The sequence below is a fragment of the Deferribacter thermophilus genome, from assembly GCF_049472675.1.
GTDB lineage: Bacteria > Chrysiogenota > Deferribacteres > Deferribacterales > Deferribacteraceae > Deferribacter > Deferribacter thermophilus.
This window is the reverse complement of the sequence record NZ_JAPNXM010000001.1, coordinates 167,345-179,073: the sequence shown is the minus strand read 5'-3', so window position 1 is coordinate 179,073 and position 11,729 is coordinate 167,345. Positions and strand designations below refer to the sequence as shown.

Sequence of the window (11,729 nt, the reverse complement as noted above, 5' to 3'; positions counted from 1 at the left end):
AAATGAGCGATGAAAAGATACAAAATGAAACAGTCAAACCCTTGAATATATTTGCTCTTGCTACTGACCCAATCTACATTGGAACAGGTGGTTATACTATAGGAAGAGTTGATAATACGATATTGAGAGATCCAATTACAAATATTCCTAAAATTCCTGGAAGTAGTTTAGCCGGAACTTGGAGATATTATGTAGTTTTAGAAGCATTGAAAGATATAAAAGATAAGCAACCTATTTTTGACGATATAAAAAAAGAAAATGAAGATACTATAGGAGAAAAATTAATAAATTATAACTGGAAACATCTACCTGAAGGAGTAAATAAACCTTCTGGATGGAAAGGCTTTGAAGGAAATCAAATTTTAAAAATCACTTGTGCAGGACAAGATGATGCTCCTAACGTAGATAGAGATAGCGAAAATAACACTGGGCATTGTGGACATTGTATAGTTTGTAAAGGTTTTGGATTTTCCAAAAAAGATATAAGCTGGCAAGGGATGCTCTTTTTTAGCGACCTAAATATTTTATTTTTCCCTGTATTTACAATGAAAGGGACAAAATGGATAACTACCGCTTCTCTATTAAAAGAAATTGGAATAGAAGAAAGTGAGTCTCAAGAAAACAAAATTAAGACAAAAAATGGAGATGAAGGACATCTAAATTTAGGCTGGCTTTATTTGGAATTAGATGGTAGCCATAATATTAATGATGAAATCAAAGTTAATGATTTTTCACTGAAACCAGAAGACATTATCATCGTTCCAGAAAGCTTATTCTCTCATATCGTCAACTCCAACCTTGAAGTTAGAACTTCTGTTTCCATTGACCCAATAACAGGAGCTGCAAAAGAAGGAGCTTTGTTTACAAGTGAAGCTATCCCAAGAGGAACTATTTTTTATGGAAGTATTAGGATTTTTGAAAAGAAAGCTTTTGAAGGATTAGATAATAAAATAAAAATAAAACCTTTACCTTCAGCAGAACAATTAGAAGAAGCTCTTAAAGACAGTGCTCACTACTATGAAAGTTTAGGTATTGGTGGAATGACTACCAGAGGATTTGGAAGGTTGAAAATTGAACTCTCTTTGGAAAATACTTCTCAAAACGGAGGCAGCGAAAATGAGCATTCAAGCCAATAATTTAGAAGCTACAATAAGCAAAGTTTCATATGAATTAGTAAGTGAAAAAATTTTAGATGAAAATGAAATAAATAAGCTTTTGGGAGTTTTATCAAGTAATGGTGTCTATGCAATGTGGGTGTATGCTTTAGATAAATTAGATTTATCTTTTAAAGAAAATAATGAAAAAGCTCAGATTTTGGAGTTTTTAAATAAATTTCTCAAATTAGTAAAAGTTATAGATAAGAATTTTAGTGAAATTGATAATATTAAAAATATAAATAATTACAAAGAAAAAATTTCTAATTTAACAAAAAGGATTAAAAATGATACAGATAAAGAACGAAAAAAAAGTTTAAACATCGAAAGAAATAGACTTTTAAGGCTACTTTTAGAGGAGGCAAATAAATACCTACAAGAAATTTCAAATGATTTACACAAACTTCTTTTCCTAAAACAACTTCTTGAAAAAACTCTTATTTATGCCCGTTATCAGGCTAAAGCACTGGGGGATTAAAATGTCATGGAAAAAGCTCATTTTTAAACAAAACCAACCTATTCATATAGGCTCTGGAAAATGGGGTGTATTAAAAGAAACTGATATTTTTATATCAGGACAAACAATGTGGGGAGCTTTAACAAATGCTTATTTTCAAAAAACTCAAGATTATAATGAAACTCTTTTTGAAAAAATATCAAATTTTTTCCCAAGTCTTGATAAAGAGAATATTTTAGCACCCCATTATAAAGAAGGAGAATTTCATTTAGGAGATTTTTCAGAAGAAGAGTTCAAAGCCTATTTTGTAGATACTCTTATTCAAACAGCAGTTGAGCCGATCAGCAGAAAAGCAAAAGATGAAAGCCTGCACGAGATTGATTATATTTTGCCAAAACCTAAAAAAGAATTCCAAAGTGTTGAAAAATTAGAACCGTTAAAAGAGCAACTTTATTGGATAGGAATAATTAACACGGATAATAAATTTTTAAAAAAAGGTCTAAAAATCTATATTGGAGCAGATAGTAGATATGGCTATGGAGAACTTGAATTGATATACATTGATAACTTAGCTGAAGAGGAAAAAGAATTTTGGTGGATAAACGGAGAGGAAATAAAAATTGAAAATGGACAATCCTCACCCTATTTTATTGAAGCTATTAAGAATTTAGAATTTAAGGGAGAACTTCTATTATTAACCGAATTAGATTTTTTGCAAAATATTCCGAAAGTTAATGAAGCAAAATTTTTTATAAATGTCGGAAGTAAAATACAAAATTCAGAGCAAAAAATGAATTTAAAAAGAGGAAAACTTTATGCTAACGGCTCTTAAAGACTTAGGAGAGATACTTCTAAATAAGGAAAATAAAACTCCTATAGATATCCTTATAGAAAATCCAGACAGCAACGGAACATACAAAGTGGTCTGGGCTTTAGAATTTGATAAAAATCTAAATTTCCAGAAAATCTCTGTTGAAGAGTTCAAAGCTGAATCTCCTTATATTTACCTTTATAAAAGAGCCTCTGGCTCAAACGCACCTGATTTTTCTCCAACCTCAAGAGTAACTGAACCAGAAAAAACATTTACAAAAAAACTTTTAAGATGGCTTGAAAATCATAAAAACATCCCAGAAATTGAGAAAATTTATAATGAGCTTTTAGAAAATAAAAATAAAATCATTCAAAAAATAGAAGAACTCAATCAACAAACAAAAGATAACAAAATTTTAACCCTAAAAATTGATGGAAAATATCTCTATGAAATAGAAAATCCAGACTTTAAGCAAATTTTACTTGAAGATTATTTAAGTAAAATAAAAGAGATTTCAAAAAAAGATGCAGTTTGCAGTGTTTGTGGAGAGAAAAAAGAAGAAGTTTTTACAACATCAGAAATTTATAAATTTTACACCTTTGATAAAGAATGCTATATAGCAGGAGGATTTAACAAAAAAGAGGCGTGGAAAAACTTTCCCATTTGTGAAGATTGTTTTCTAAAAGTGGATTTTGCCAAAAAATTTGTAGAAGAACATCTAAAGTATAATTTTTACGGCAAAACCTGCTATCTCATTCCCAAAATGATTTTAAATGTTTCTGAGGCTCTTACAGAAATAAATGAGATTTTAACTTCAGAAGAAAAAATCCAAAAACTGACAAATGAGCAAAGAAGAACAATAACCGGAGATAAAGAAGAAATCCTTGATATTATCAAAGATTATAAAGATGTTGTGAGCTTTTATTTTCTGTTCCTAAAAAAAGATAATGCTGCTGAGAGAATTTTGCTTTTAATAGAAGATGTTTTTCCCTCAAGAATTCATTTCATTTATGAGACAAAAGCCAAAATTGACAGAATTTTTGAGCAAAATTATACTTTTGCTAAACTCAATGAATTTTTAAAAGAGTTCGATAAATTATTTTTTGAAGTAGTAGATAAAATTTTTAGAGGTGGTAACCTCAATTTTAATACTCTTCTTCAAATATTTAACAGAAAAATAAGAAGCGATTTTTTAAATAACAACAATTTTAATTATACTGTAATAGATTCTCTCATGAATATTATATTTTTTGAAGAACTTGGTTTAATAAACTTCAAGGAGAACAAAATGGAAAGAACTAAATTTGATAAGATTTATGAAAAAGTAGGAAAATCTTTAAATACTCCAGCAAAAAGAGGTATTTTCTTACTTGGAGCTTTAACACAAATGCTTTTAAACATTCAAGGGCAGGAAAGAGGAAACACTCCATTTTTTAAAAACCTAAAAGGTTTAAAAATGAATGAAGAGAATATAAAAGGTTTACTTCCTAAAGTGATTAACAAACTGATGGAGTATGAAAGACTTGACAAAGGGAAGCAAGAATTAACACAGGAAATATCAAATGAATTTTTAGCTCAAGACAAATTTAGCTTAACAATAGATGAAATAAATTTCTATTTTGCTTCCGGCATGGCATTATCAAAAGAAGTTGCAAATATTATTTATGAAAAAGAAGAATAAAATAATTTTTATAGTAAAAACATAAATAAAAAGGAGTAAAGTTATGAGTGAAATTATTAAAAATCGAAGAGAATATCTATTTTTATATGATGTTAGCTTTGCTAACCCAAACGGAGATCCAAACGACGAAAACAAACCACGAATTGATGAAGAAACTGGAAGAAATATCGTTACAGATGTAAGACTTAAAAGAACTATAAGAGACTATTTAAAAGATTTTGAGGAGATGGAAATTTTTGTTAGAGAAATTGCTGATGAAGATGGAAAAATCCAAGATGCAAAGGCAAGGGCAAAAGATTTTGAAAACAATCCTGAAAGAATATTAAATGAGTGTATAGATGTTAGACTATTTGGTGGTACAATACCTATCACAACAGGGAAAAACAAAGATAGTTCAATTACCTATACAGGTGCTGTCCAGTTTAATATGGGTCAATCTCTTCATAGAGTAAAACTTGAATATATCAAAGGGACAGGTGCTTTTGCCTCAACAGCCGGAAAAGAACAAAAAACATTCAGAGAAGAATGGATTTTACCCTATTCTCTAATAGCATTTCATGGAGTTGCAAACGAGAATGCTGCAAAAGCAACAAAATTAACAGTTACAGACTTAGAGTATTTAAAAAAAGGGATGTGGGAAGGAACAAAAAATCTTATCACCCGCTCAAAAAATGAACAAATACCAAGACTTCTAATAGAAGTTATTTACAAAGATGAGGTTCATTCACATATTGGAGAACTTCATAGATATATAAAACTCGAATCTGAAAAAGCAGATGAAGAGCTTAGAAGTACTGATGACTTTATTCTAAATATTGATAAACTTATACATGCATTAGAAGAAGAAGCAGATAAAATTGAAAAAGTTTTATATAAAATTGACAGAAATTTAAGATTGAATAAAGATTTTTCTTCAGAGAAAATAAACTTTGAAAAAATAGAAATTTAGATTTAATTTTAAACTATGAAGACATTAGAAGATATAAAACAGCTTTTAATGAAGCACAAAAGTGAGATAAAAGAAAGGTTTGGAGTTAAGAATTTATATATTTTTGGCTCTTATGTTAGAGGAGAACAAACTCCAGAAAGTGATATTGATATATTAGTAGAATTTGAAAAAGGGAAGAAAACATTTAGAAACTATATGGGATTGAAATTTTATTTGGAAGAATTGTTTGAAAAGAAAGTAGATTTGGTAATTAAAGAAGCTGTAAGAAAAGAATTAAAAAAAAATATATATGGAGAGGCAATAAATGTCTGAACGGGAATATAAATTTTTTTTACAAGATATCGTTGATGATATAGAAAGGATAAAAAAATTTGTTTCTCAACTTGATAAATTAGAAGACTTAGCAAATAATGACCTTGTTCTATATGCGGTTCTTAAAGCTTTTGAAAATATAGGAGAAGCTACAAAACATATTCCTCAACATATAAAGGAAAAATATCCATATTTTTGGAAAGAGGTTTCTGGACTTAGAGATGTTATTGTTCATCATTATTGGGGAGTAGATATGGAAGTTATTTATGACATTATAGAAAATGAGATAGATGAGTTACAAAAATTAACGAGGGAAATTTTAGAAAAGGAATTTAGTAAATGAAAGTATTAGTTTTTGATATTTGGGGAGATTTTGGACATTTTAAAAAGTTTTATACAACATCTTCACCATTGACATTTTCTGTTCCACCACCTACATCAGTTTATGGAATGTTCGGTGCGATTTTAGGATTTGGAAAAGATGAGTATCTAAATTATATAAACGGAAAAACTATTAAACTAGCTATTCAAATACTAAATCCCATAAAGAAAACAAGAATGACAATTAATCTGATAGATACTAAGAACTCAAACAGTTTCCATTTGATTAAATCAAGAACACAGATAAAAACAGAATTTTTAAAAAATCCATCTTACAGATTTTATGTAAATATAAACAACGAAGACCTATTTAATAAGTTGATACAAAAAGTTAAAAATAAAGAAACCTACTACACTTTATCTTTAGGTCTTGCTAATTTGCTTGCAAATTTCAAATATATAGGAGTTTTTGAAGCAAAATCAACTGATAATGCTGACTTTGTAAATTCGGCAATTCTTTCAAAAAATGTTGAAAATATAGAAGTTGAAGAAGGGAAAAAATATTTTAAAGAAAAACTTCCAATAGATATGAATCAAAATAGAGAAGTTTTAAGATATGAAGATGTAATCATGGAGCTCAACGGACAAAAATTAGAAGGAAGTTTTAAAAAATGTTATAAAGTTAAGGATAAAATAGTTTCTTTTCTTTGAATTTAAACTTTACAAAGTATTTAAAAGATACTATATTTAGTATTATTAAGAATACTAAAAAGAGGTTTTTTCATGATATTATCAGCCAATGAATTAAAAATAAAAGGAATTTCATTTGTTGAAAAACTTATAAAAAAATATAACGAAGTTTTTATTACAGTAAGAGGAAAAAAGAAATTTGTCATTCTTCCTATTGAAGAATATGAAAAATTAAAAGAAGCAGAACTCGAAAAGATTATTAAAGAAGCAGAAGAGGACTATAAAAAAGGAAAATATATAAAAGAAACTGCAGAAGAACATTTCAAGAGGTTAAGTATTTAAGTGTATTCTCTTGTTTTTACAGAAACCTATTTAAAAAGAGAAAAAGAATTTTTAAAAAAGCATAAAGATTTGATTCCAAGATATAAAAAAGTTTTGAAATTATTAGAATTAAATCCATATCATCCATCTTTAAGACTTCATAAGTTAAAAGGAAAGTTCAAGGATAAATATTCAGTTTCAATTACTATGAGCTATAGAATTATTTTAACTTTTGCGATTGTAGAAAAGGAAATAGTTTTAATAGACATAGGACATCACGATGAAGTATATTAATTCAAATCTTCTTTCCCATCCAGATAGACTATTAGAAAAACATACCTCACAGGTTATAAAATTAGCTAATAAGTTTTATTCAAACTTACCTATTAATAACGAAATTTTAAAAGATATATTAACGATCATAACCTTTTCCCACGATATAGGAAAATCTACACAATTTTTTCAAGAATACATCAGCATCAACAAAAGTTTAAAAAACAAACCTGAAACAAAACACGCCCATCTTGGAGGAATTATTGGACTTTATTTAACTGACAGATATTTAAAATCTAAAAACATAGACAATCCTTTTCTTATTTCACTATCTTATATTTTGCCTAAACGCCATCATTCAAACCTAAAAGATTTTTTAAATGATTTATTTATTGAAGAAGAAGATATAAAAATTTTACAAAATCAGATAAACTCCATTGATAAAGAAAAATTTAAAATATTTTTACAAAATATAGAAATTTACGATAAAAACTTAATTAACTTCTCATTTGAAGAAATAGATTTCCAGCACATAAAGCAAACTTTAAGGAAAATAAAAAGATTTATTAGAAAACTCAAAGATGAAAAATCAATTGATTGCTACATAAATACAGTTCTTATATTTTCTCTACTTCTTGATGCTGACAAATCAGATGTTGGTATAAAAATAGATAAAAATATACTTTTTAAAGAAATTCAAATAAAACCTGATATTGTTGATAATTTTGTAAAAAATCTTTCTTATGGAAAAAATGAAATTATAAATCTTAGAAAAAAAGCCTACCAAGAAGTTTCAGAAAAAGAAATAGATGTAAATCAGAAAATTTACACTTTAACCCTCCCAACAGGACTTGGAAAAACACTTATCTCACTTAAAACAGCTTTAAAAATAGCTGAAAAAGTAGAAAAAGAAAAAGGGATAAATCTAAAAATTATTTACTGCTTGCCTTTTCTTTCAATTATTGAGCAAAACTTTAATGTTTTTGAAAAAGTTTTGAAAGAAAACAATATAAATCCAGACACCTCAATTCTTCTAAAACATCACCATTTGACTGGTTTTAGCTATAAATCAATGGATGATGAGTTTGAATATGACACTTCGAGAGTTTTAATAGAAGGCTGGAACTCTAAAATAATTACAACAACATTTTTACAGTTTTTTTACTCACTCATAGGAAATAAAAATAAAATGCTCAGAAAATTTCATAGATTTACAAACTCTGTAATAATTTTAGATGAAATTCAGTCTATTCCCCACAAATATTGGCTTCTATTGAAAGAAGTTTTAAGCCATTTAGCAGAAAAATTTAATTTCTATATCATTTTATCAACAGCTACTCAGCCAATGATTTTTGAGGAAAACCAATACTTTGAGCTTGCAAGTAAAGATTATTTTAAACATATTGATAGATACGATGTCTTTATAAATAAAACACAGCAAACAATTGAGGAGTTTTACTCAAATTTAAATATAAAAGATAACAAAACTTATCTTTTTATAATGAACACTGTAAATTCTGCTAAAATGCTTTATGAATTTCTTAAAAAAGATTTCAAAGATGAAATAATATTTTTATCGACTCATATTATACCAAAAGAAAGACTAAAAAGAATTAAAGAGTTGAAAAGTCATAAAAAAAGAATTGCAGTTTCAACACAACTTGTAGAGGCAGGCGTAGATATTGATTTTGACATTGTTTACAGAGACTTTGCACCTTTTGATAGTTTAAATCAATCAGCCGGAAGATGTAACAGAGAAGGTAAAAAAGAAAAAGGAAACTTTTATATAATAAAACTTTTTGATAATAAAAATAACAGATTTTATAGCTCATACATATATGACTCTGTTTTGATAAATGCTACAGATGAAATTCTTGAAAAAAAAATTTATTCAGAGAAAGAGTTTATAGGTTTAGTAAGTAAATATTTTGAAAAAATAAAGCAAATAAAATCTGACAAAGCTTCCTTAGATATGCTAGAAATGTTATACACACTAAGGTTTTCAGCAGAAAGAGAAAAAGACAAAATTAAATCTATTGAAGATTTTGTTTTAATAAAAGAAGACTACTATAAGGAAGATGTTTTTATTGAAATTGATAACGAAGCCAAAAAAGTATGGAAAGAATATTCAGAAATATGGAAGATACAGGATTTATTTGAAAGAAAAAAGGCATTTGATAGTATAAAATCTGACTTTTATAAGTTTGTTGTTTCAGTTCCAATTAAAGACAATCCACCACCAATTGAAAACAATTTTTATTTTGTTCCTTATGAAAACATAGATGAGTATTATGATTTAGAGACAGGTTTTAAAGTAAAAGGTGGGCTATTTTTTAGTTTTTAGTCGACCCCCATTATTTTGGATATTTTCCTAAAAAAATTTTTATTAGAAAACCATAGAGATCTTGTATTTATTTATATGTATCAATCAGTTGTCGATCTCCAGGGTTTTTTACAAGATTAGAGGTCGACTAAAAATTACTTTAAATTTGACACATTTTTCAAAATTTTGTATAATAAAATTAGTAGATTTATCAAAGATGTTTGACAATTTGATATTTAATAGAGATAAGGGTTTTTAGAGTGCCTATAAGGAATTGAAACTTTGGATCTTTCAAAAGATCAGAAATCAAACAAACAGGTTTTTAGAGTGCCTATAAGGAATTGAAACTGGATTGGAAGGGATTAATTAGTGAAGATGGAAAAAGTTTTTAGAGTGCCTATAAGGAATTGAAACTCAGCAATTTCAGAAGCTTTTCTTTCAGAAATCACATCGTTTTTAGAGTGCCTATAAGGAATTGAAACATAATAATAAGAATATAAGTATACAGTATCACAAAGAGTTTTTAGAGTGCCTATAAGGAATTGAAACGCTATTGGAATGGGATAGTGCCAATATGCCGCAAGGGTTTTTAGAGTGCCTATAAGGAATTGAAACATCCACTTAAAGAAACGTTAGCTGATGTATTATTATGTTTTTAGAGTGCCTATAAGGAATTGAAACTTAATTTTATCAACATAAAAAACAAAACATTCTAACAGTTTTTAGAGTGCCTATAAGGAATTGAAACTATAGTTGATACGAATACACATAAAGTTTATGAGTCACCGGTTTTTAGAGTGCCTATAAGGAATTGAAACTCACGTTTCGGTTGCAATTGTTTTATTTGTGTGTTGAGTTTTTAGAGTGCCTATAAGGAATTGAAACTCAGCAACTGAAAAAGCATTAGTTGATAGTAAAGCTGTTTTTAGAGTGCCTATAAGGAATTGAAACTATCATTGATAATACTATGGTTAACGTAATTTCTGGCGGTTTTTAGAGTGCCTATAAGGAATTGAAACTGTAATTACACATATGAACCGTTACCGCAAGGTTTTGCAAGTTTTTAGAGTGCCTATAAGGAATTGAAACACCATATCATATAAGCAAGCTTTTTATGTTTTGTGTTGTTTTTAGAGTGCCTATAAGGAATTGAAACTGTATGTAGAAAATTGAGTGACGGAACATGTGCAACTGTTTTTAGAGTGCCTATAAGGAATTGAAACTTCAAAAACAAACAAAAAATTCATGTGTTTGATTTTTGTTTTTAGAGTGCCTATAAGGAATTGAAACTAAACGTAGAGTTTATAATAGCCTGTCAAATCAATTGTTTTTAGAGTGCCTATAAGGAATTGAAACATTAGAAATCAAAGAATAACATATTTGGATGTTAATGTTTTTAGAGTGCCTATAAGGAATTGAAACATGAGATCAATAAACCTTCTTCTGCTATTTTGCGATGTTTTTAGAGTGCCTATAAGGAATTGAAACTTCTGATGTTGCTGATGTTGTTGATGTGGGAAATGGTTTTTAGAGTGCCTATAAGGAATTGAAACGAATGGTGTAAAAAAGAAAGCAGGGACTGAACCCGTTTTTAGAGTGCCTATAAGGAATTGAAACATACTTACAGCGGAGGGGATTAAGCCGATAGAAGAGTTTTTAGAGTGCCTATAAGGAATTGAAACAATTATAAACAAATAAAAAAGCTTGTGTATTTTTTGAGTTTTTAGAGTGCCTATAAGGAATTGAAACGTGTGTCGGGAAAAAGAAAAGGTTTTAAAGATGATAGAGTTTTTAGAGTGCCTATAAGGAATTGAAACTTTTTGAAATTTTCTTTAAATGTCCAGTCGCTTTTTAGTTTTTAGAGTGCCTATAAGGAATTGAAACTAAAATGGCAGGCAACAGCGTAACCGTTCCTGTTGTGGTTTTTAGAGTGCCTATAAGGAATTGAAACTCCTGAGTAGAACGCTCAATCAAGACAATAAACATATGTTTTTAGAGTGCCTATAAGGAATTGAAACTTGCGTTTGCTTGATATCCATTTGCTTTATGCCATTGTTTTTAGAGTGCCTATAAGGAATTGAAACTGATAATAGTAGCGTAGGTGGGGTATAGTATGACTTGTTTTTAGAGTGCCTATAAGGAATTGAAACGTTTTTATTTTTACTCTTAATACTTTTTTTACTAAATGTTTTTAGAGTGCCTATAAGGAATTGAAACTTATCTATTTATTGATGAATATATCTATACAGATAGAGTTTTTAGAGTGCCTATAAGGAATTGAAACTTGGTATATCAGAAACTAAATCAGCTACATTTCCTGTTTTTAGAGTGCCTATAAGGAATTGAAACTTTCTTTTATCTATTTTTTTTCTCGTTTTGTTTAGTGTTTTTAGAGTGCCTATAAGGAATTGAAACGAAAATGGCGAGATAGAATGCC

The 11,729-nt window shown here is 28.3% G+C and carries 11 protein-coding genes and 1 CRISPR repeat array (1 of these 12 cut by a window edge); all 11 genes read left to right on the top strand.

All coding sequences use genetic code 11. The features are described 5' to 3' along the window. Nucleotides 1–2 precede the first annotated feature (2 nt). The gene (locus OWM07_RS00915) at nucleotides 3–1,136 is read left to right on the top strand and encodes an RAMP superfamily CRISPR-associated protein (protein WP_423301791.1); all 1,134 of its coding nucleotides are present in this window, start codon (nucleotides 3–5) and stop codon (nucleotides 1,134–1,136) included. After that, entirely contained in the window at nucleotides 1,117–1,632 is a 516-nt protein-coding gene (locus tag OWM07_RS00910) for a hypothetical protein (protein ID WP_423301790.1), read from the top strand. The genes OWM07_RS00915 and OWM07_RS00910 overlap by 20 nt, the downstream gene beginning before the upstream one ends. Nucleotide 1,633: 1 nt before the next feature. Further along, entirely contained in the window at nucleotides 1,634–2,443 is an 810-nt protein-coding gene (locus OWM07_RS00905) for a hypothetical protein (RefSeq protein WP_423301789.1), read from the top strand. Continuing rightward, nucleotides 2,427–4,103 (top strand): TIGR02556 family CRISPR-associated protein, encoded by a 1,677-nt coding sequence (locus OWM07_RS00900; protein ID WP_423301788.1) that lies wholly within the window; start codon nucleotides 2,427–2,429, stop codon nucleotides 4,101–4,103. Before OWM07_RS00905 ends, OWM07_RS00900 begins: the two co-directional genes overlap by 17 nt. A 43-nt stretch (nucleotides 4,104–4,146) precedes the next feature. Next, nucleotides 4,147–5,052, top strand: coding sequence for a type I-B CRISPR-associated protein Cas7/Csh2 (gene cas7b / locus OWM07_RS00895; RefSeq protein WP_423301787.1), 906 nt, complete (start codon nucleotides 4,147–4,149; stop codon nucleotides 5,050–5,052). A gap of 15 nt (nucleotides 5,053–5,067) precedes the next feature. Then, on the top strand, nucleotides 5,068–5,364 hold the full coding sequence (locus OWM07_RS00890; protein WP_423301786.1) for a nucleotidyltransferase family protein: 297 nt from the start codon (nucleotides 5,068–5,070) through the stop codon (nucleotides 5,362–5,364). After that, nucleotides 5,357–5,707, top strand: coding sequence for a HepT-like ribonuclease domain-containing protein (locus OWM07_RS00885; RefSeq protein WP_423301785.1), 351 nt, complete (start codon nucleotides 5,357–5,359; stop codon nucleotides 5,705–5,707). The genes OWM07_RS00890 and OWM07_RS00885 overlap by 8 nt, the downstream gene beginning before the upstream one ends. Continuing rightward, complete coding sequence (gene cas5b / locus OWM07_RS00880) at nucleotides 5,704–6,396, top strand: type I-B CRISPR-associated protein Cas5b (protein WP_423301784.1); 693 nt, start codon at nucleotides 5,704–5,706, stop codon at nucleotides 6,394–6,396. Before OWM07_RS00885 ends, cas5b begins: the two co-directional genes overlap by 4 nt. Nucleotides 6,397–6,468: 72 nt before the next feature. After that, nucleotides 6,469–6,717 (top strand): type II toxin-antitoxin system prevent-host-death family antitoxin, encoded by a 249-nt coding sequence (locus OWM07_RS00875; protein ID WP_423301783.1) that lies wholly within the window; start codon nucleotides 6,469–6,471, stop codon nucleotides 6,715–6,717. Continuing rightward, nucleotides 6,718–6,990 carry a type II toxin-antitoxin system RelE/ParE family toxin gene (locus OWM07_RS00870; protein ID WP_423301782.1) on the top strand — a complete coding sequence of 91 codons (273 nt, stop codon included), beginning with the start codon at nucleotides 6,718–6,720 and terminating at the stop codon, nucleotides 6,988–6,990. Next, entirely contained in the window at nucleotides 6,977–9,313 is a 2,337-nt protein-coding gene (gene cas3, locus OWM07_RS00865; RefSeq protein WP_423301781.1) for a CRISPR-associated helicase Cas3', read from the top strand. The genes OWM07_RS00870 and cas3 overlap by 14 nt, the downstream gene beginning before the upstream one ends. Before the next feature lie 230 nt (nucleotides 9,314–9,543). Next, nucleotides 9,544–11,729: direct repeats of the CRISPR family, unit length 30 nt; unit sequence GTTTTTAGAGTGCCTATAAGGAATTGAAAC (it continues 781 nt past the right edge of the window).